The following is a 21,966-nucleotide window of genomic DNA, read 5'->3' on the forward strand; positions in this document are numbered from 1 at the left end:
AAGGAGTTGAAAATGAATTTTTCAAAAATGGATGAATACTTTGAAAAATCAAAACTATGGATTGCGTATCTATTTGTTTTCATTTCGATTTTAAGTATGAGTTCACTGGTTTATAAGATAGCAAATCCCCTCTACAAGGGATTATCAGCGATTGTAGTGCTTTATATTTGCTATACCTTATTGTTTAAGTGGAAAGAAATCACAGCAGATCGCAAATTTCTATCCTTATTTGGACTCTTAGCTGGAAGTCATCTGCTATCAGCTATTTTCAATCGCTCTGGACATCTGATTGGAAATGTGATTGAAATTCTCTTCATGGTAACCTATGTTTTATTATTTACCATGTTACAATCAGGGCAACTTAAAAAATTATTTGACTGGATTGCCTATACGGTTCAAATTGTATCTTTTTCTTCAGCAATTTTTGCGTTTGGTTTATTGATAAGTAGAGTCCTCATCCTATTTAAGATTGGTGAACAATCTTATTACTATGGTGTCATGAACGGCCGTCTGTGGGGGATTGTCAATCCAAATGCTAGCGCGATATTTTCATACATTAGCATTATTTTGGCTATGTATTTGATCCATAAAGGAAGTAAATATTCTGTTTATCTTAAATTGAACAATGTGATTCAATTCGTTTACTTCGCTACGATGCAAAGTCGAGGAGCCTTACTTTCTTTACTTCTCATGATTGGACTCTATAGTTTCTTTGCTACTAGAGGAAGTATCGTTAAACGATTCCTCACTTTTATAGTTGCTGGTTTGCTGATTACTGCAACTAATATTGGATTAAGCTATGTAACTTCAATCTATATCTCATCTGAAACTGCGACTGTCTTAGATTTAAACAAAGGACAATCCTATGCTGAGACAGATTCATCTGTTACTAAGAAAAACGGTGAGCTCCATCTGATCGAAACAACACCAAGTGGTAGAACCTATATCTGGAAAAATGCCATCAAGATGGGAAGTGCCAAACCAATTTTTGGTTATGGTGTACGAAACGTTCCAGATTACTACACAGAATATTTCAGTAAATTTGAGATTCAAAACTCCCTTATTGGTGGGAATTTCCATAACATTTTTGTGACCATATTTGTCAGTTCGGGAGTTCTAGGTTTGGTATCCTTCCTTCTTGTACTGGCTTATGTCATCAAGCGCTTTTTAACGTATTTGATTGTTTCCAAGAAAAACACTGATAAATTGATCATGATCCTTTTCTTCGGTATCTTGTTTGGTCAATTATTTGAAAGTCAGATTATGTATTCAACCAACTTTATTAATATCATCTTCTGGCTAGCGATTGGCTATGGACTCGTAGTCTGCAAACGCGATGAAGGAGTTCGGTACCAAGAAGTAACAGATGTCAATGAAATTCAACAGATGGAACTTGGAATCATGGAGTATATTCATGAAGTTTGTCAGAAAATTGGTGTCAAGTATTTCTTAGCATATGGAAGTCTAATTGGTGCTGTACGTCATCAAGGATTTATCCCTTGGGATGATGACATGGATATCTGCATGTTACGAGAAGATTATGAAAAGTTGCAAGACTACCTTATCGCTAACCCTGATGAACGTTACGAGGTCATGTCTTATAAAAATAATCTCAACTATGTCTATCCCTTCATGAAAGTGCAGGATAACCATACTTACTTGCTGGAAGAAGATGTTCGCATCGATTCGAATATGGGAATCTATGTCGATATTTTCCCTGTAGATGGCTACGAGGATGACGTAGAATTTAAAAACAAGATGACGAAACTGATAAAGAAACGTCAATTGAGTTGCTACACCTTTAAAGGCATTACTAATACGAAAAGTGTACTGAATTCACTGCTACGTTATGTGTCAGTTATTATTTTCTATTTCACCAATACGAACAAATACGTTGCCCAGATTGAAGAGCTTGCAAAATCCCGTAAAGTCTCAGATTATGAGCAAGTGGATTATCTTATCTACAAGGATATGAACAAACCAGTGTGGAGACGTGAATGGCTGGAACAAGTTACTACTGGAACATTTGAAGGTAAGGAATTTACCATTCCGGAAAATTATCATGAAATTTTGACCTCAGACTACGGAGACTATATGCAATTGCCGCCGGTTGAACAAAGAGTATCTCATCATGATTTTAAATTATGGAAGATTGTTAAAAGGTCTAAATGACGGGATTGGGATTAAGAAACGTTTAAAAATTTAGTCAAATTTAGGAGAATAGAACCTATGTCTGAAAGAATTTTAACTCTTGAAGAAATCAAGCAAGTAGAATTGGATATTTTAAAGTATCTACATGATCTTTGTGAACAACATCAAATCAAATACTTTATTGATTTTGGAACCTTACTAGGAGCTGTACGCCATAAAGGATTTATTCCTTGGGATGATGATACAGATATTTCCTTAGCGCGTGATGAATTTGAAAAACTGTACAAGGTTTTACAAAATGAAAATCATCCCTACTACAAATTGATTTCATTCAGAGAAACAAAGGGATACCCATACAGTTATATGAGAGTCTATGATGTAAGGACTCGTCGAGATGCTAACCTTGTAGACCCAACGGTCGTATTGGGAACTTGCGTTGACATTTTTCCATATGATGGTGTCGTCACAGAGGAAAGTGACCGTAAGAAAATGAAGCTCTACAAATATTTCATTCGACTTTCTTCATTGAATTTTAAAGGGATCAAGTCTGAGAATGGTGGACTTAAGAACCTCCCTCGTTATATGGGATCAGCGATTTTCCGCTTAACTTCCCCACAGCTATGGAATCAAAAATTAGAGAATCTTGCTTTAAAGTATAGTGTAGATCAAGCAACAGATCTTACTTGTACTATCTATGACCCTTATTATCCAAATGGTATAAAAAAAGAATGGCTCTATGATTTGATTGATATGCCCTATGAAGACATTGTGGTCAAGGTTCCGAGAAAATACCATGAAATACTTGTCTACGAATTTGGAGAAAACTATATGACTCCACCTCCTATTGAGCAACAAGTCCCAGGAGGGGATAAAAATTATTGGATTGATTAGATTAAAAAAGTTGCTTATTGTTAAGATAAAGGAGTTTTCAAGGTGAAAAATAAATGGTTATTAAAATCAGTCAGCTATAGTGTTCTCGCATTCTTTCTATTACTGATTCAGTTATCGCAAGAAGTAGATGCAGATACCATCTCTGCAGGTTCGGGCAATCGTATCCATTTCATAAATACAAAAGCAAAATCTGGGAGTGATGCCATCCTTCTGGAAAGCAATGGTCACTATGCTTTGATTGATATGGGAGAAGACTATGATTTTCCTGATGGGAGTGATCCACGCTATCCAAGCCGCTGGGGAATTTCCATGAGAAATTATCAAGTATTGGAGGATCGATTGATTCGCCACTTGGATCAAATAGGTGTAAAAAAATTAGATTTTATTATAGGCACTCATGTTCATAGTGACCATATTGGTGGAGCAGACGAAATACTCAATCGATATCAGGTCGGTAAGTTTTATTTGAAAAAGTATTCAGATGATCGGATTACAGCAAACTGGGGACTATGGGATAATCTTTTCAATTATGATAATGCTTTGAGAGCAGCTCAAAAACGAGGAGTTACTCTTATCCAGAATATTTCAGATGAGGATAGCCACCTAAAATTAGGTGATATGGATATCCAGCTCTATAACTATAAGAATGAATATGATGCTGAAGGGAATCTGAAAAAAGTTCGAGATGATAACTCCAACTCCATTGTTTCAGTAGTGACTGTGGCAGGAAAGAGAATCTATCTTGGAGGAGATTTGGATAATGCCGAAGGAGCAGAAGATAAGTTAGGTCCAGTTATCGGCAAGGTTGATATGATGAAATGGAACCACCATTATGATGCGACAATTTCAAATACGATTAATTTCCTTGAAAACTTATCACCAAAAATGATTATTCAGACAACTGGTGGAGATATTAATGTTGCTTCAACCAGAGAATACCTTCAGAAGAAAAATATTCAGGTTCTTCATGCTGCTAGCCAAACTCAAGACGCTACCGTTTTTGATATTAGCGATAAAGGATTTGCAAATGTTTCAAATACCTTCCCTAATATCCCTGTAGTTGACGAAAAATGGTATCAAGAAGATGGTTATTGGAAATATCGTTTGACTGACGGAGAAATGGCTATCGGCTGGAGAGAGATTGGCGGAGCCACTTATTTCTTTAATGGAAAAGGACAAATGCAAGCAGGTCGCTGGCTTCACCTTAACGACGACTGGGGAGAAAATGCCAAAGGGAATGATTACTATCTGAACCAAAATGGTAAAATGCAAACTGGTGGTTGGTTCAAACTAGACGACTCTTGGTATTATATCCAATCAAATGGTGCTAGACGATTTAGCGAGCTCTCTGAAATTGGAGGGAAAAAGTATCTCTTTGCGGCAGATGGGAAGATGCTAACAGGACACCAAGTCTATAATGGAAAGAAGATGTTCTTTAGCGAAAGTGGTGCACTTCAAACAGCAGGTAAGCCTTCAACTTGGCAAAAGATTGATTCAAATTGGTATTTCTATGATGAGGATGGGCTAAAGACCGTTGGTAAAAAGAATATCAATGGAAGCACATACTACTTTAATCAAGAAGGTGTCATGCAAACTGGATGGGCCTTTGTTGATGGTCACTGGAACTATTTTGCAAGTTCTGGAGCTATGAAAACCGGCTGGGTCAAGGATCAGGAAACATGGTATTATCTGGATAAAGATGGCATCATGTTAACTGGTAGACAAGATATAAATGGTGTTCGTTACTATTTGAATGCTAGTGGTGCCATGCAGACTGCCTGGAAGTGGCAAGAAAATAGCTGGTACTTCTATACGAACTCAGGTGCTATGAAAACTGGTTGGTTGAAAGATAAAGAATCATGGTATTATTTGGATCCAGAAACTGGTATTATGGCTGTAGGATCTAAAGAGATTGACGGTAAGAACTATTTCTTCAGCTCTGCAGGTACTATGCAAGTTGGATGGCAGTGGTCAAATGATTCTTGGCATTACTACGCTACGTCGGGCGCACTCCAAACTGGTTGGTTGAAAGATGGTGATGTCTGGTATTATCTTGAAGGTAAGGAAGGCGTTATGTTAGTCGGCCTCCATCAAGTAGATGGTAAGCAATATTACTTTAGCAAATCTGGAGCCATGCAAACTGGCTGGAAATGGTTTGATAATCATTACCGTTACTTTGAATCAAATGGAGCCATGAAAACTGGTTGGATAAAAGACAAAGGCGTCTGGTATTATCTAAATCCTGAAGATGGCATTATGTTGGTTGGCCTTCATAAAGTAAATGGTGATCATTATTACTTTGATGAATCAGGAGCTATGCAGACAGGTTGGAAACAGCTTGATGGTAATTGGTACTATTTCCAAGCTGATGGTTCTTTGTTGAAGAACGCAACAACACCTGATGGTTACAAAGTAAACGAAGAAGGTATCTGGAAACAGGCTGTTGCTGCTGTAAATAGCGAGGCAGTCAAGCCAGAACAGAAACAAGAAGCTAATTCCTCTATTGTTGAACAACCTAAACAAGATTCAAATCTAGAAGCCAACGCTTCTGAAAAGAAAGAAAAAGAATAAAGAAGAAATCCCCTACTGGCAACTAATTTATCAGTAGGGGATTTTTTAATTTCGTTTTAATTTAGCAAGTACAAGGTTCAGTGCATAGTGGAGTGTTTTGTCTTTGGTGATAAAGAGGGTCAAGAGGTAATAGATACCACAAGTTGCTACGGTAGACAGAACCATGAGAATCATATTGAAGTTGACCGTATAAGAGTTGATTTGGAAAATCATCTTGAAAATATAGAAGATTGGGATAAAACCAAGGGATATGAGGCTATAACGTGTTAAGGTTATAAAAATTTCTTTTAAACTAATCAGTTGGTGTTTCTTGATAAAATGAATTTCAAGTAAAACAACGATAGTTTCTGCGATAATGGTCGTAGCGATGTAATACTCAGGTGCAAAAATATTATTGAAATACAAGATGCTATTTAATAGTATATTGGCACCACCACCAAGGAAGTAGAAGGCAGTTAAGCGATTTTCATGATCGTTGATAAAGATAATCTGTTTACCAAGAATCAATTCAATAGCCCAGATGATGGTACGAAAAGCGAAGACGCTAGTTACGATACCCGCTTCAAGATATTTTTCAGAAGAATAAATAACAGTTGCGTACCGTCCCAATATCATAATCCCGATACTAGTTGGAACCATAAGGAAATAGAATAAGGATGCCGCTTGATTCACGAGATAATTATAGGACTTGTAATCCTTTTTCCCGAGATAGTAGCCGAGGCGTGGAATACTGACGTTGATAGCTCCACTCAAGACACTGGCAATCAACATGACGATACTATAGGCAATTGTATAGTAGGAAATATAGTTCTCATCCGGTCCCTTGGTGATAAACATTCTATCTAGCAAGGTATAAAGCATATTAGCGTTTGCTAGGAGAAGCATAGTAAAGAGTGGTTTAGAAGCTTTAGCTAATTCGACGAAACCAATCTTAACAAAAGAAACTTCTCTCTTAATCCAAAGAAAACTGAGCAGGTAGTTGAGGATAGTGGTCGCTGTCATAACGATAGCATAAGGAACGATATCATCTGCCGTTTTAACAAAGGCGAAGATAGCGACCAGCATGGTAATTCGAATAATTAATGTTTTATAGAGGATGAAGGCATAGTTTTCATAAGCCTCGTTCATCCATTCGATATTGAGAAATTGGAAGAGTGCTTGGGCCCCTAGGATGTAGTACAGGACTTTCAGATTCTCAATGCTGGTGTCAAAGAAGATAATGAGGAAGTAGATACCTGTCGTCAGGAGAGAGGTGAAAACCGAGATATAAAACAACTTAGAAAAGACGTAGTTGATTTTATTCTTGTCATCCTTGACCTTACTAATAGCTCGAATCCCGTAGTTGTATATTCCAAAGGCAGCTAGTGGAATAACGAAACTTGCCCAGGTATTAGCTGTATTGAAATAACCGTAGTTGGATTTGCTGAGAATCCGCGTCAGATAAGGATTGGTTATCAGTGGAAAAACGATATTGAGAATATTGACCAGCAAGCTGGCCAAGGCATTTACTTTTATATTTTTCATTGAACTTTCTTTCTTAAATCTAAAATCATATCTAGTATTATATCACATTCTCGCTTCATTCTTTTGATAAAATCGTAAAAATCTAGTATAATAGATAGACTGAAAGTATGAGGTTACTAGATATGAAGATGAAACAAATTAGTGATACAACACTGAAAATCACAATGACTTTAGATGATTTGATGGACCGAGGAATGGAGATTGCAGACTTTCTCGTTCCTCAGGAAAAAACTGAAGAGTTTTTCTATGCTATTCTAGATGAGTTAGAGATGCCAGACAATTTCTTGGATAGTGGCATGCTGAGTTTTCGTGTAACGCCAAAACCAGACAAGGTCGACGTCTTTGTGACCAAATCCAAGATTGACCAAAATCTGGATTTTGAAGATTTGGCGGATCTACCAGACATGGAAGAATTAGCCCAAATGTCGCCAGATGAATTTCTCAAAACCTTGGAAAAGAGCATTGCAGATAAGACCAAGGACGATATTGAGGCCATCCAATCTCTAGAGCAGGTCGAAGCAAAGGCAGAAGAGCAAGAGCAGGCAGACAAGGAGACTGAGAGTAAGAAAGAACCTTATATCTACTATATCCTGCGCTTTGCAAGCCTTGCTGACTTAGTTGCTTTTGCAAAGACGGTTAACTACCAGATGGAAACCTCTGAGCTCTATAAGATGAATGGGCACTACTATTTGACAATCTTAGTCGATGTAGAAAATCATCCTAGTCCATATCCGGCCTGGCTCTTGGCTCGTATGCGTGAATTTGCAGACGACAGTGACATCAGTCGTTCCGTTTTGCAAGAGTATGGGCAAATATTGATTAACCATGACGCAGTTCTCGGTCTGCAAAAGATTCGTTCATAATTTTTAAAATCAATTTTCATTTATCAAGAAAGACGAATCATGGGATTCGTTTTTTCTTTTCTAGATCGAAATAGTGATTTACTATAATAGGAATTTTCACAAAATTCTGTTATAATGGCTATATCAGAAAATTTCTAGGAGACAAACATGACAGTTAAAATTGCTTTACTCGGATTTGGTACCGTTGCAAGTGGTGTGCCATTCCTCCTAAAGGAAAATGGAGAAAAAATCGTTCAGTCAGCTCATTCAGAGATTGAAGTAGCCAAGGTATTGGTCAAGGATGAAGATGAAAAGAACCGCTTGCTTGCAGCAGGAAATGACTTTAACTTTGTAACCAATGTAGATGATATTTTGTCAGATAAAGACATTACAATCGTAGTGGAATTGATGGGGCGTATCGAACCAGCTAAAACCTTTATCACTCGTGCCTTAGAAGCTGGGAAACACGTTGTTACTGCTAACAAGGACCTTTTGGCTGTTCATGGTGCAGAATTGTTAGAAATTGCTAAAGAGCATAATGTAGCACTTTACTACGAAGCAGCAGTAGCTGGTGGTATTCCAATTCTTCGCACTCTAGCAAATTCATTGGCTTCTGATAAAATCACGCGCGTTCTTGGTGTCGTTAACGGAACTTCTAACTTCATGATGACCAAGATGGTGGAAGAAGGCTGGTCTTATGATGATGCTTTGGCTGAAGCACAAAGATTAGGTTTTGCAGAAAGCGATCCTACAAATGACGTGGATGGGATTGATGCAGCCTACAAGATGGTGATTTTGAGCCAGTTTGCTTTTGGTATGAAGGTTGCCTTTGACGATGTAGCCCACAAGGGAATCCGCAACATCACACCAGAAGATGTAGCTGTAGCCCAAGACCTTGGCTATGTAGTGAAATTAGTTGGTTCTATCGAGGAAACTCCTTCAGGTATTGCTGCAGAAGTGACTCCAACCTTCCTACCTAAAGCACATCCACTTGCCAGTGTGAATGGAGTAATGAACGCAGTCTTTGTGGAGTCTATCGGCATCGGTGAATCGATGTACTACGGACCAGGTGCTGGTCAAAAACCAACTGCAACAAGTGTTGTAGCGGACATTGTCCGTATCGTTCGTCGCTTGAATGATGGCACTATTGGTAAAGACTTCAACGAATACAGCCGTGACTTGGTTTTGGCTAATCCAGAAGATGTTAAAGCTAATTACTACTTCTCAATCTTGGCTCCAGACTCAAAAGGTCAGGTCTTGAAATTGGCTGAGATTTTCAACGCTCAAGATATTTCCTTCAAGCAAATCCTCCAAGATGGTAAAGAGGGTGACAAGGCGCGTGTAGTGATTATCACTCATAAGATTAATAAAGCGCAGCTTGAGAATGTTTCAGCTGAGTTGGCCAAAGCTTCAGAATTTGACCTCTTGAATACCTTCAAGGTGTTAGGAGAATAGGATGAAGATTATTGTACCTGCAACCAGTGCCAATATCGGGCCAGGTTTTGATTCGGTCGGTGTAGCTGTAACCAAGTATCTTCAAATTGAGGTTTGTGAAGAACGGGATGAGTGGTTGATTGAACACCAGATTGGCAAATGGATTCCCCATGACGAGCGTAATCTTTTGCTTAAGATTGCCTTGCAAATTGCGCCTGACTTGCAACCGAGACGCTTGAAAATGACCAGTGATGTTCCCTTGGCGCGTGGTTTGGGTTCTTCTAGCTCGGTTATCGTTGCTGGAATTGAACTGGCTAACCAACTGGGCAATCTCAACTTATCTAACCACGACAAATTGCAGTTGGCTACCAAGATTGAAGGACATCCTGACAATGTAGCTCCAGCAATTTACGGCAATCTCGTTATTGCAAGTTCTGTTGAAGGAAATGTTTCAGCGATTGTGGCTGCCTTCCCAGAGTGTGATTTTCTAGCTTATATTCCCAACTATGAATTGCGCACTCGAGACAGCCGCGGTGTCCTTCCTAAGAAATTGTCCTACAAGGAAGCTGTTGCAGCTAGTTCTATCGCCAATGTGGCCGTTGCAGCCTTGTTAGCAGGAGATATGGTGACAGCTGGTCAAGCAATCGAGGGGGACCTCTTCCACGAGCGCTATCGTCAAAGTCTGGTCCGTGAATTTGCTACGATTAAGCAAGTAGCTAAAGAGAATGGAGCCTATGCGACCTATCTCTCTGGTGCCGGACCGACAGTTATGGTCTTGGCTTCTCATGACAAGATGCCAGCGATTAAGGCAGAATTGCAAAAGCAACCTTTCAAAGGCAAACTGCATGATTTGAAAGTTGATACCCAAGGTGTCCGTGTCCAAACAAAGTAAAGAAATAGAGGATAGGATGGGGAAACTCTCGACCTGAGGGCTTCCTATCCTTTTTTTGAAAAGAAGTTTATACTCAATGAAAATCAAAGAGCAAACTAGGAAGCTAGCCGCAGGTTGCTCAAAACATGGTTTTGAGGTTGCAGATGTAAGCTGACGTGGTTTGAAGAGATTTTGAAGAGTATTAGTTAAAAACTTGATAAAGGAGAAATAAAGATGGCAGAAATTTATCTAGCAGGTGGTTGTTTTTGGGGCCTAGAGGAGTATTTTTCACGAATTTCAGGAGTGCTAGCAACCAGTGTCGGCTACGCTAATGGGCAAGTCGAAACGACCAATTACCAGTTGCTCAAGGAAACAGACCATGCAGAGACTGTTCAAGTGATTTATGATGAGAAAGCAGTGTCACTTAGAGAGATTTTGCTATATTATTTCCGTGTTATTGATCCCTTGTCTATTAACCAACAAGGGAATGACCGAGGTCGTCAATATCGAACGGGGATTTATTACCAAGATGAAGCAGATCTGCCAGCTATCTATACAGTGGTGCAGGAGCAGGAGCGTATGCTGGGTCGAAAGATTGCAGTAGAGGTGGAGAAACTTCGCCACTACATTTTAGCAGAAGACTACCATCAAGACTATCTCAAGAAGAATCCTTCAGGTTATTGTCATATCGATGTGACGGATGCTGATAAGCCATTGATTGACGCATCTAACTATGAAAAGCCTAGTCAAGAGGTGTTAAAGGAAAGCTTAACTGAAGAGTCTTACCGTGTTACGCAAGAAGCTGCTACAGAAGCGCCGTTTAGTAATGCTTATGACCAGACCTTTGAAGAAGGGATTTATGTCGACATAACAACGGGAGAGCCACTCTTTTGCGCCAAGGATAAGTTTGCCTCAGGTTGTGGTTGGCCAAGTTTTAGTCGTCCGATTTCTAAGGAATTGATTCACTACTACAAGGATTTGAGCCATGGAATGGAGCGAATCGAGGTTCGTTCTCGCTCGGGCAATGCTCACTTGGGTCATGTCTTCACAGATGGACCTCAGGAGTTAGGTGGCCTGCGTTACTGTATTAATTCTGCCTCCTTGCGCTTTGTAGCCAAGGATGAGATGGAAAAAGCAGGATATGGCTATCTATTACCTTACTTAAACAAATAAAACTGAGAGGGTGGGGCTTCCCACTTTCTTCATTTCCAGAATAAGAATAGAAGGGATTTATGAAACACTTACTATCTTACTTCAAACCCTATATCAAAGAATCCATTTTAGCACCCTTGTTCAAGTTGCTAGAAGCTGTTTTTGAACTCTTGGTTCCCATGGTGATTGCTGGGATTGTTGACCAATCCTTGCCCCAGAGAGATCAAGGGCATCTCTGGATGCAGATTGGCCTGCTCCTTATCTTTGCAGTGATTGGCGTTTTAGTGGCCTTGGTAGCCCAGTTTTACTCAGCTAAGGCTGCGGTGGGTTTTGCCAAAGAACTGACAGACGACCTTTATCGTCATATTCTTTCCTTACCCAAGGACAGCAGAGATCGTTTGACAACTTCTAGCTTGGTGACTCGCTTGACTTCGGATACTTACCAGATTCAGACTGGTATCAATCAATTCCTGCGCCTCTTTTTGAGAGCGCCTATTATCGTTTTTGGAGCCATTTTTATGGCCTATCGCATCTCGGCTGAGCTGACTTTCTGGTTCTTAGTTATGGTTGTCATTTTGACGATTGTCATTGTCGGTCTCTCTCGACTGGTCAATCCTCTCTACAGCAGTCTCAGAAAGAAAACGGATCAGCTGGTTCAGGAAACGCGCCAGCAATTACAAGGCATGCGAGTTATTCGTGCTTTTGGTCAGGAAAAACGAGAGTTACAGATTTTTCAAACCCTTAACCAAGTTTATGCTAGATTGCAAGAAAAGACGGGTTTCTGGTCTAGTTTGTTAACACCTCTGACTTATCTGATTGTCAATGGAACTCTTCTCGTCATCATCTGGCAGGGCTATATTTCAATTCAAGGAGGTTTACTCAGTCAAGGTGCCCTGATTGCCCTTATCAACTATCTCTTACAGATTTTGGTGGAATTGGTTAAGCTCGCCATGCTGATCAATTCTCTCAACCAGTCCTATATCTCAGCCAAGAGAATTGAGGAAGTTTTTACCGAAGCTCCAGAAGATATTTTTTCAGAATTAGAAGAAAAGCAAGCTACCGGTGATCGGGTTTTGCAAGTCCAAGAATTAACCTTTACCTATCCTGATGCGGCCCAGCCTTCTCTGAGAAACATTTCCTTTGATATGACTCAAGGGCACATCCTTGGTATCATTGGGGGAACGGGTTCTGGTAAGTCAAGCTTGGTGCAAGTCTTACTTGGTCTTTATCCAACAGATAGAGGAAGCATTTCCCTTTATCGAGATGGGCGTAGTCCTCGTAATTTGGAGGAATGGCGGTCATGGATTGCCTATGTGCCCCAAAAAGTAGAACTATTTAAAGGAACCATTCGTGCCAACTTGACTCTAGGTTTAGATCAAGAAGTAACTGACAAAGAACTCTGGCAGGCCTTGGATATGGCGCAAGCTAAGGATTTTGTCAGTGATAAGGAAGGTCTCTTAGATACCCTAGTTGAGACAGGAGGACGAAATTTCTCAGGCGGACAAAAACAAAGGCTGTCCATCGCACGAGCGGTCTTGCGTCGAGCTCCGTTTCTCATCCTAGATGATGCAACCTCGGCCCTCGATACCATTACCGAGTCTAAGCTCTTGAGAGCTATCCGAGAAAACTTACCGCATACGAGTTTAATCTTGATTTCGCAACGAACCTCGACTCTACAGATGGCGGATCAGATTCTCCTCTTGGAAAAAGGTGAGCTCCTAGCTGTTGGCAAGCACGAGGAATTGATGAAGACTAGCCAAGTCTATCGCGAAATCAATGCATCCCAACATGGAAAGGAGGACTAGCATGAAACGACAAACTGCAAACCAGACGCTCAAGCGTTTGGCTAAGGATTTATTAAGCCATCCTTTCCTCCTTTTCCTAGCCTTTCTAGGAACTATTGCCCAAGTTGGCTTATCAATTTACTTACCTATTCTGATTGGGCAGGTCATTGACCAGGTCCTAGTTGCTGATTCTTCACCAGTTTTTTGGCAGATTTTCATTCAGATGATCTTGGTAGTCATAGGAAATACTCTGGTACAATGGGCCAATCCTCTTCTTTATAATCGTCTAATCTTCTCTTATACCAGAGACTTGCGAGAGCGAATCATCCATAAACTTCATCGGTTACCGATTGCTTTTGTGGATCGGCAGAGCAGTGGAGAGATGGTCAGTCGTGTGACTACAGATATAGAACAGTTGGCAACTGGCTTGACCATGATTTTTAACCAATTTTTCATTGGTGTTTTGATGATTTTGGTTAGTATTCTAGCCATGCTCCAAATTCATCTCCTCATGACCCTCTTGGTCTTGTTGTTGACGCCACTGTCCATGGTTATTTCACGCTTTATTGCCAAACGGTCCTATCATCTCTTTCAGAAGCAAACAGAGACGAGGGGAATTCAGACTCAGTTGATTGAAGAATCACTTAGCCAGCAGACTATTATCCAGTCCTTCAATGCTCAGACAGAGTTTATCCAAAGACTGCACGAGGCGAATGGCAACTACGCAAGTTATTCTCAGTCAGCTATCTTTTATTCCTCAACGGTTAATCCCTCGACTCGCTTTGTCAATGCGCTCATTTATGCTCTTCTTGCTGGAGTGGGAGCCTATCGTATCATGATGGGTTCAACCTTGACCATTGGGCGTTTAGTGACTTTTTTGAACTATGTCCAACAGTACACCAAGCCCTTTAACGATATTTCTTCAGTGCTAGCTGAGTTGCAAAGTGCTTTAGCTTGTGCAGAGCGTGTCTATGCTGTCTTAGAAAGTCCAGAGGTGGCTGAAACAGGTAAGGAAATCTTGACCAGTGACCAAGTTAAGGGAGCCATTTCCTTTAAGCATGTTTCTTTTGGATACAATCCTGAAAGGATCTTGATTAAGGATTTGTCTATCGATATCCCAGCTGGTAGCAAGGTAGCCATCGTTGGTCCGACAGGTGCTGGTAAGTCAACTCTTATCAATCTCCTCATGCGTTTTTATCCTATTAACTCGGGAGATATCTTGTTAGATGGGCAGTCCATTTATGATTATACCCGAGCGTCATTGAGACAGCAGTTTGGGATGGTACTCCAAGAAACCTGGCTCAAGCAAGGGACCATTCATGACAATATTGCCTTTGGAAATCCTGATGCCAGTAGGGAGCAGGTGATTGCTGCCGCAAAAGCAGCCAATGCAGACTTTTTCATCCAACAGTTGCCTCAGGGATACGATAGCAAGTTGGAAAATGCAGGAGAATCTCTCTCTGTTGGGCAAGCCCAGCTCTTGACCATCGCCCGAGTCTTTCTAGCTATTCCAAAGATTCTTATCTTAGACGAGGCGACTTCCTCCATCGATACACGGACAGAGGTGCTAGTACAGGATGCCTTTGCCAAACTCATGAAGGGGCGCACAAGCTTTATCATTGCTCACCGTTTGTCAACCATTCAGGATGCGGATTTGATTCTAGTTTTGGTAGATGGTGATATTGTTGAGTATGGCAATCATCATGACCTCATGACTAGAAAGGGCAAGTATTACCAAATGCAGAAAGCTGCAGATTTTAGCTCTGAATAATCCTTTCTATTTTGAAATCTCATGAACGAAAAAAGTTGCCTTCGGGTGACTTTTTTGTTACAATAGCTAGAAAAAATCAGGGTCTTAGAAGGAGAAAACAATGAAAGTCTATCAGCATGTAAATATCGTGACTTGTGACAAAGATTTCCATGTTTATTTGGATGGTGTCTTAGCCGTTAAGGACTCTCAAATCGTCTATGTCGGCCAAGAGGAGCCAGATATTTTAGAGCAAGCTGAGCAGATTATAGACTATCAGGGAGCCTGGATCATGCCTGGTTTGGTTAATTGCCACACCCATTCTGCCATGACAGGTTTGCGAGGAATTCAGGATGACAGCAATCTCCACGAATGGCTCAATGACTATATCTGGCCAGCAGAAGCAGGATTTACTCCCGATATGACTACCAAGGCAGTCAAAGAAGCTCTGACAGAGATGCTCCAGTCAGGAACAACAACCTTCAACGATATGTATAATCCCAATGGTGTGGATATTGAGCAAATTTATCAGGCAGTTAAGGCTTCCAAGATGAGTTGTTATTTCTCACCGACCCTCTTTTCTTCAGAGGCAGAAACAACTGCTGAGACCATAAGCAGAACCCGAGCCATCATAGAGGAAATCTTAGGATATGAAAACCCAAATTTCAAGGTTATGGTAGCTCCACATTCTCCCTACAGCTGTAGTAGAGACTTGCTGGAAGCGAGCTTAGATATGGCAAAAAAGCTGGACATTCCTATCCATATCCATGTGGCAGAGACCAAGGAAGAGTCAGGAATTATCCTCAAACGCTATGGCAAACGTCCCCTCGCCTTTCTAGAAGAACTGGGTTATTTAGATCATCCGTCTGTCTTTGCTCACGGGGTCGAATTAAACGAGAGAGAAATTGAACGCTTGGCAACTTCTCATGTAGCAATCGCCCATAATCCTATCAGTAACCTCAAACTGGCTTCTGGAATCGCTCCAATCATCCAACTCCAAAAAGCAGGAGTAGCAGTGGGGATTGCGACAGACTCGGTTGCTTCCAATAACAATCTAGATATGTTTGAGGAAGGACGCACAGCAGCCCTTCTTCAAAAGATGAAAAGTGGAGATGCCAGCCAATTTCCTATTGAAACAGCCCTCAAAGCTCTGACGATAGAGGGTGCTAAGGTTCTAGGAATGGAAAAGCAGATAGGAAGCCTAGAAGTTGGCAAGCAAGCAGATTTTCTGGTCATTCAACCACAGGGAAAAATCCATCTTCAGCCTCAGAAAAATATGCTCTCTCACCTGGTTTATGCAGTCAAAGCCAGTGATGTTGACGATGTTTATATCGCTGGAGAACAGGTGGTTAAGCAAGGCAAAGTTTTGACAGTAGAGATTTAAAAAAATTCAAAAAAAGTTTGCAAAAATCTTGCATTCTTTTTTTGTCTATGCTATACTTATATACGGTTTGAAAAAACTGCCTAAGACAGTAGGGGAGCTTGACTCGTAAATATCCTACCGAGGACAAAACGTATCATGTAAAAAGAAGCGTATTGTACTTTCGTGTCTAGGTTTGGGCGCGTTTTTCTTTTGGAAAAATTCCCCAAGCAAAATAATTACGGAGGTGAACACACTAATGAGTGAAGCAATTATTGCTAAAAAAGCGGAACTAGTTGACGTAGTAGCTGAAAAAATGAAAGCTGCTGCATCTATCGTCGTTGTAGACGCTCGTGGTTTGACAGTTGAGCAAGATACAGTTCTTCGTCGTGAGCTTCGTGGAAGCGAAGTTGAGTATAAAGTCATTAAAAACTCAATCTTGCGTCGTGCAGCTGAAAAAGCTGGTCTTGAAGATCTTGCATCAGTATTTGTTGGACCATCTGCAGTAGCATTTTCTAACGAAGATGTTATCGCACCAGCGAAAATCTTGAACGACTTTGCTAAAAACGCTGAAGCACTTGAAATCAAAGGTGGTGCAATCGAAGGCGCTGTCGCATCTAAAGAAGAAATCGTTGCTCTTGCAACTCTTCCAAACCGCGAAGGACTTCTTTCTATGCTCCTTTCTGTACTTCAAGCGCCAGTGCGCAACGTTGCTCTTGCAGTCAAAGCGGTTGCAGACAACAAAGAAGACGCAGCTTAATCTTAAGCTACGCAGCGTAGCTTAGCTACGAAAAAACGATTATAAAATTAAAAACTTATTTGGAGGAAATAACAATGGCATTGAACATTGAAAACATTATTGCTGAAATTAAAGAAGCTTCAATCCTTGAATTGAACGACCTTGTAAAAGCTATCGAAGAAGAATTTGGTGTAACTGCAGCTGCTCCTGTAGCTGTTGCTGCAGCTGGTGCTGCTGACGCTGGTGCTGCTAAAGACTCATTTGACGTTGAGTTGACAGCTGCTGGTGACAAAAAAGTTGGCGTTATCAAAGTTGTACGTGAAATCACTGGTCTTGGACTTAAAGAAGCTAAAGAACTTGTTGATGGTGCACCAGGTGTCATCAAAGAAGGCGTTCCAACTGCAGAAGCTGAAGAAATCAAAGCTAAATTGGAAGAAGCTGGAGCTTCAGTTACTCTTAAATAAGAGGCATATACCAATTAGAATTCGGAATACTATAGTATCAGCCTTTTAGAATCGTGAACACATTTTAGAAACTGATAAATTAATTTAGTTTCCTGCCAAAAACCCTACCAAAAATTAATTTGGCAGGGTTTTTCTTTTTAATAAAATTATTTTGGAGAACAGTTGAATATTGTTCTCCTTTTTTTATTTTCTGGAGGAAAAATGACAAAAGAATTACAATCATCACGCTATATTGTTATTTCATTTTTAGTACGTGAAATGGGAATAGATATTGTTGAGGCCATCTCTCTTATGGCTGAATTAGAAAAAAGTGGCTTGGTTCGATTGGAATCAAGTGGAGATTTAATACTCAAAGAACTTGGAGGAGCGCTATGAAACGAATTACCGCAAATCAATACCAAACTTCAGAACGGTATTACAAATTACCTAAAATTCTTTTTGAAGACGAGAAATATATGGATATGAAACTAGAAGTAAAGGTGGCTTATTCTATTTTAAAAGATCGTTTAGAATTATCTCTCAGTCGTGGTTGGATAGATGAAGAAGGATCAGTCTATTTAGTATTTTCTAATTCTAAACTGATGAGACTGTTAGGTTGTTCGAAGTCAAAATTACTGTCCATCAAAAAAACTCTTAAAGAATATGACTTAATTGATGAAGTTCAACAGTCTTCAAGTGAGAAAGGGAGACTTGCTAATAAGATTTATTTAGGGGAATTGTCTTCTACCCCAGTAGGTAATTCAAATAGGCCTAGTGTTAAAAAAAGACTAGGGCAGGTTGAAAATGAAACGCCCCCCGTCTCATATTCAGCCCCTAGTGAGACTGAAGTTAGTGAGACTAAATATAGTGAGACTGATTCTTTATTTATTGAGGATGAGGAAGAAAGGAATACTCAACCTATCTTGAGAAGAAAAGTAGAAAAGGTCACAAAATATGATCGAGATTATATTTGGGGATTGGTACAAGATCAATTTAGACGAGAAGGTTTTTCTGAAACAGCCAGTGAAATTGCTATGACTGATTTTGAGAGAATCTATCAGTATGCTCTTGACAATGTTCGCTTTGTTAGACGAGCGGAAGTTTTGGCTGAATTTGTGTTTAACGGCTTGTATTCTGTTTGGAATAACCGTGTTAGAAAAGGAGGTGGTTAAATGTCGCCAATCGAGTGGATATTAGTTATGCTTATTGTCATTTCAAGTGGAGTGACAGTTCTGACAATGATAGTCGATAAGAAAGGGGTGATAAAGAAATGAGATTTATTGATTTATTTTCAGGTATCGGGGGTTTTCGACTAGGAATGGAAAGTGTTGGACATGAGTGTATTGGATTTTGTGAGATTGATAAATTTGCTAGGAAATCTTATAAGTCCATTTTTCAAACGGAAGGAGAAATAGAATTTCATGACATACGAGATGTTTCAGATGACGAATTTAAAAAACTTAGAGGGAAAGTCGATATCATCTGTGGGGGATTCCCTTGTCAAGCATTTTCAATCGCAGGAAGACGATTGGGATTTGAAGATACTAGAGGAACTTTATTCTTTGAAATTGCTCGAGCGGCCAAACAAATCCAACCACGTTTTCTTTTTCTTGAAAATGTTAAAGGCCTACTCAATCACGATAAGGGACGGACGTTCACCACAATCCTTACCACACTTGATGAGTTGGGGTTTGATGTTGAGTGGCAGGTGCTTAACAGTAAGGATTTTGGCGTTCCCCAAAACAGAGAGAGGGTGTTTATTCTCGGACATTCTAGAAAGAAAGGTACCAGACTCTTATTTCCTTTCAGACGAGAAGGTCAAGCAACTAACTCTGAGACTTTGAAAGCACTAGGAAATTTGAATCCATCAAGATGTGGAATGAGTGGTGAAGTCTATTATTCAGAAGGTCTTGCGCCAACATTAGTTCGTGGAAAAGGAGAAGGATTTAAGGTTGCGATTCCTTGCATTACACCAGATAGATTAGACAAGAGACAAAATGGTAGACGTTTTAAGGATAATCAAGAGCCAATGTTTACTTTAAATACTCAGGATCGCCATGGTATTGTCGTTGTTGGAGATTTACCAACTAGCTTTAAGGAAACTGGTCGCGTCTATGGAAGTGAGGGCTTATCTCCAACACTGACTACAATGCAAGGTGGAGATAAAATCCCCAAAATACTGATTCCAGAACCAATCCAATTTCTAAAAGTCCGTGAGGCAACTAAAAAAGGATATGCTCAAGCAGAGATTGGGGATTCAATCAATTTAGAAAGACCAAGTTCTCAGTATCGTCGTGGTAGAGTTGGAAAAGGTATAGCGAATACGTTAACAACTAGTGGGCAAATGGGAGTAGTAGTGGCTAGCTATGAAGGAGAAGATAAACAAGTTTACCAAGTAGCTGGTGTCTTAATTGATGGGCAATTTTACCGTTTGAGGATACGACGAATCACTCCTAAAGAGTGTTTTAGACTGCAGGGCTTTCCTGATTGGGCTTTTGAAGCTGCTAGAAAAGTCTCTAGTAATAGTCAGCTCTATAAACAAGCTGGTAATAGTGTAACCGTTCCTGTGATTGCTGCAATCGCAAAGAAATTAAAAGAAATAGAGGAAAAAGATGAAAGCATTAAATAAAGAATCAATACTAGATTGTGATGAATTAGAAACAGAATTACATGACGCAGAAATCAAACAGCTGGATGAACAAATATTTTTGATGCCCAATTATCCATGTGAGTTTGAGGTGACATTTTTAGATGATTACCATAAAAAACACAACTACCCCCTATTTTACGAATCCTATCTTCAAAACATTATGGAATTCCTTGAAAGTCAGGATATAAAGAACGGAGCTGATGCCTTTATAGATGATAATCATAATCTTGTTTTTGTTTTATATGGGCAAGGCTATCGAGCCGAGGGAAAAGAGGGAATACTTACAACCCAAGTAACTGTAAAAGCTTATGATGAAGACAAGAAATCAATTAACTTCTCCAATTTATTAGATTCCTTAATCGTCTCAGAATATCAAATGGAACCGAATCTTTGGGAGGTCTCACATGATTGATCTCTATCTAAGTAAAAATAACCATAGAAATCAAATTCTTTTAGAATTCTTCCAAAACTATGGCATTGAGGTATCCTGTCATTCGATTTCTGAAATGACAAGGGATAAATTAATTGAGATGATGAGCTATTCTTCAGATTGTTTTGAGTTTTTATCTCCTAATTTATTACGATTTAAGAACCGTGACAATTTAAGACTAACGGATTTCATTGAAATGATATTAAAAAATCCTGAACTAACCATCAGACTTCCTCTTGCGGTTTCAAATAAGCGAGTTTATCCAAATCTAAATTTGGAGGAAGCTAGAGCTTTATTGCCAAGAGATACGAAACAATTGATTTACATGGCACAAACACATTATTTATCTAACTAAAGGAGAAGCAATATGGCTGAACGATTTTGGGAGAACTTGTCCATTATTTTGGCTGAAAGAAATATCAGCTGGATTGAGTTAACCAGAAAAATGTTTGCGGGAGAGTTTCACTATCCAAGTGAATTGAATCGTTTGTATCAAAAGATTCGTCACTACAAGATGGAACAACGAATGCCTCAAAGTCCATGGGTAGAAAGGATTGTGCAGGCATTAGATTTAGATTATGAAGATTTATTTCGGAGGTAACTATGAAAAGAATAATTCCAGTTTATATATTCCAACAAGTAAATGTCCTATTGGTATCCTTATACTTACTGAAATTGCTTTGTATCGGTGAGTTAACTATACTAGAGATTCTCTATGGAGCGTCGCTCATTTCTTTTTTATGGATGTATGTTCAACGTAAACAAGTGGCCAAGGTCAATATGAAAACTAGGATGAAATGGCTTGGTATTGGATTCGTTAGCCTACTGATTATAAGTCTATGTTTTAGTCTGATTCATGCTCAAGGAAGCACGAATCAAGCAAACTTAATTGGCCTTCAACATCAAGTTCCTTGGTTTTCATTTTTATTGTTCTTAATCAATGCGAGTATGGTTGAAGAATTTCTGTATCGAGAAATTTTATGGAACTTGGTCAGAAAATTAGATATTCGAGTTGCTTTGACAAGTGTTTTATTTGCCTTAGCACATCATCCAGGAACCATTCTAGCTTGGTGTTTATATGTTTCACTTGGGATGTTTTTAGGGCTTGTACGCTATAAATCTGACTTATGGGGCAGTATGGGGCTACATTTAGTGTGGAACCTACTAGTTTATAGTTTGATGCTTTTTTAAAATAGGTGATCTAATTTATCTCATAAATCAGTAGTTTTTATAGGATTATTTTTAATTCGGAAATAAAAATGTATTAACAGCATAAAATAAAGAAAATAGGAACATTTTTGATAAAGTCCGTATAATTGTGTAAAAGTAAAAAGGCCATATAACAGTCCTTTTACGGTACAATGTTTTTAACGACAA

The 21,966-nt window shown here is 39.5% G+C and carries 20 protein-coding genes and 1 other annotated feature; of the genes, 19 read left to right on the forward strand and 1 reads right to left on the reverse strand.

Going from position 1 to position 21,966, the window contains the following annotated elements; translation table 11 throughout:
* Positions 1-12 precede the first annotated feature (12 nt).
* Genes ACIY19_RS06025 through ACIY19_RS06035 form a run of 3 tightly spaced genes read left to right on the forward strand, consistent with a single transcriptional unit; the run spans position 13 to position 5,613 of the window.
* A complete protein-coding gene (locus ACIY19_RS06025; protein WP_409002955.1) occupies positions 13-2,172 on the forward strand; it encodes a LicD family protein in 2,160 nt (719 codons plus the stop codon).
* Between the two features lie 57 nt (positions 2,173-2,229).
* Entirely contained in the window at positions 2,230-3,042 is an 813-nt protein-coding gene (locus ACIY19_RS06030; protein WP_409002956.1) for a phosphorylcholine transferase LicD, read from the forward strand.
* Positions 3,043-3,084: 42 nt separating this feature from the next.
* A complete protein-coding gene (locus tag ACIY19_RS06035; RefSeq protein WP_409002957.1) occupies positions 3,085-5,613 on the forward strand; it encodes an MBL fold metallo-hydrolase in 2,529 nt (842 codons plus the stop codon).
* A gap of 45 nt (positions 5,614-5,658) precedes the next feature.
* Here the strand turns inward: ACIY19_RS06035 and ACIY19_RS06040 are convergent, their stop codons facing one another.
* Positions 5,659-7,137 carry an oligosaccharide flippase family protein gene (locus tag ACIY19_RS06040; protein WP_000789709.1) on the reverse strand — a complete coding sequence of 493 codons (1,479 nt, stop codon included), beginning with the start codon at positions 7,135-7,137 and terminating at the stop codon, positions 5,659-5,661.
* Between the two features lie 122 nt (positions 7,138-7,259).
* On the opposite strand from ACIY19_RS06040, the gene mecA reads away from it, so the two are divergent.
* From mecA to ACIY19_RS06120, 16 genes are all read left to right on the forward strand, one after another.
* The gene (gene mecA, locus ACIY19_RS06045) at positions 7,260-8,000 is read left to right on the forward strand and encodes an adaptor protein MecA (RefSeq protein WP_000782696.1); all 741 of its coding nucleotides are present in this window, start codon (positions 7,260-7,262) and stop codon (positions 7,998-8,000) included.
* Positions 8,001-8,147: 147 nt separating this feature from the next.
* The gene (locus tag ACIY19_RS06050) at positions 8,148-9,434 is read left to right on the forward strand and encodes a homoserine dehydrogenase (protein ID WP_000216365.1); all 1,287 of its coding nucleotides are present in this window, start codon (positions 8,148-8,150) and stop codon (positions 9,432-9,434) included.
* A gap of 1 nt (position 9,435) precedes the next feature.
* On the forward strand, positions 9,436-10,305 hold the full coding sequence (gene thrB, locus ACIY19_RS06055) for a homoserine kinase (RefSeq protein ID WP_000692417.1): 870 nt from the start codon (positions 9,436-9,438) through the stop codon (positions 10,303-10,305).
* A gap of 213 nt (positions 10,306-10,518) precedes the next feature.
* Entirely contained in the window at positions 10,519-11,457 is a 939-nt protein-coding gene (msrB, locus tag ACIY19_RS06060) for a peptide-methionine (R)-S-oxide reductase MsrB (RefSeq protein ID WP_247931001.1), read from the forward strand.
* A 59-nt stretch (positions 11,458-11,516) separates the two neighbouring features.
* Positions 11,517-13,241, forward strand: a complete 1,725-nt coding sequence (locus ACIY19_RS06065) for an ABC transporter ATP-binding protein (protein WP_247931002.1) — start codon at positions 11,517-11,519, stop codon at positions 13,239-13,241.
* Position 13,242: 1 nt separating this feature from the next.
* Positions 13,243-14,991: an ABC transporter ATP-binding protein gene (locus tag ACIY19_RS06070; protein WP_409002958.1), complete on the forward strand. Its 1,749-nt coding sequence runs from the start codon at positions 13,243-13,245 to the stop codon at positions 14,989-14,991.
* A 100-nt stretch (positions 14,992-15,091) separates the two neighbouring features.
* A complete protein-coding gene (locus ACIY19_RS06075) occupies positions 15,092-16,351 on the forward strand; it encodes a TRZ/ATZ family protein (protein WP_409002959.1) in 1,260 nt (419 codons plus the stop codon).
* Between the two features lie 61 nt (positions 16,352-16,412).
* Positions 16,413-16,548, forward strand: a sequence feature (ribosomal protein L10 leader region).
* A gap of 38 nt (positions 16,549-16,586) precedes the next feature.
* Positions 16,587-17,087, forward strand: coding sequence for a 50S ribosomal protein L10 (gene rplJ / locus ACIY19_RS06080; RefSeq protein ID WP_001287274.1), 501 nt, complete (start codon positions 16,587-16,589; stop codon positions 17,085-17,087).
* Between the two features lie 74 nt (positions 17,088-17,161).
* The gene (gene rplL / locus ACIY19_RS06085; protein WP_001196964.1) at positions 17,162-17,530 is read left to right on the forward strand and encodes a 50S ribosomal protein L7/L12; all 369 of its coding nucleotides are present in this window, start codon (positions 17,162-17,164) and stop codon (positions 17,528-17,530) included.
* A 201-nt stretch (positions 17,531-17,731) separates the two neighbouring features.
* On the forward strand, positions 17,732-17,905 hold the full coding sequence (locus tag ACIY19_RS06090; protein ID WP_000159607.1) for a hypothetical protein: 174 nt from the start codon (positions 17,732-17,734) through the stop codon (positions 17,903-17,905).
* Positions 17,902-18,681, forward strand: coding sequence for a replication initiator protein A (locus ACIY19_RS06095; protein ID WP_409002960.1), 780 nt, complete (start codon positions 17,902-17,904; stop codon positions 18,679-18,681). The genes ACIY19_RS06090 and ACIY19_RS06095 overlap by 4 nt, the downstream gene beginning before the upstream one ends.
* Before the next feature lie 98 nt (positions 18,682-18,779).
* Positions 18,780-20,138: a DNA (cytosine-5-)-methyltransferase gene (gene dcm, locus ACIY19_RS06100; RefSeq protein WP_409002961.1), complete on the forward strand. Its 1,359-nt coding sequence runs from the start codon at positions 18,780-18,782 to the stop codon at positions 20,136-20,138.
* The gene (locus ACIY19_RS06105; RefSeq protein ID WP_409002962.1) at positions 20,122-20,571 is read left to right on the forward strand and encodes a hypothetical protein; all 450 of its coding nucleotides are present in this window, start codon (positions 20,122-20,124) and stop codon (positions 20,569-20,571) included. The genes dcm and ACIY19_RS06105 overlap by 17 nt, the downstream gene beginning before the upstream one ends.
* The gene (locus ACIY19_RS06110) at positions 20,564-20,944 is read left to right on the forward strand and encodes a hypothetical protein (protein ID WP_409002963.1); all 381 of its coding nucleotides are present in this window, start codon (positions 20,564-20,566) and stop codon (positions 20,942-20,944) included. The genes ACIY19_RS06105 and ACIY19_RS06110 overlap by 8 nt, the downstream gene beginning before the upstream one ends.
* A gap of 12 nt (positions 20,945-20,956) precedes the next feature.
* Complete coding sequence (locus tag ACIY19_RS06115) at positions 20,957-21,190, forward strand: transcriptional regulator (protein ID WP_409002964.1); 234 nt, start codon at positions 20,957-20,959, stop codon at positions 21,188-21,190.
* Between the two features lie 2 nt (positions 21,191-21,192).
* Entirely contained in the window at positions 21,193-21,780 is a 588-nt protein-coding gene (locus ACIY19_RS06120) for a CPBP family intramembrane glutamic endopeptidase (protein ID WP_409002965.1), read from the forward strand.
* Positions 21,781-21,966 lie beyond the last annotated feature (186 nt).

The organism is Streptococcus sp. ST14 (assembly GCF_046098195.1).
Classification (GTDB): Bacteria; Bacillota; Bacilli; order Lactobacillales; family Streptococcaceae; genus Streptococcus.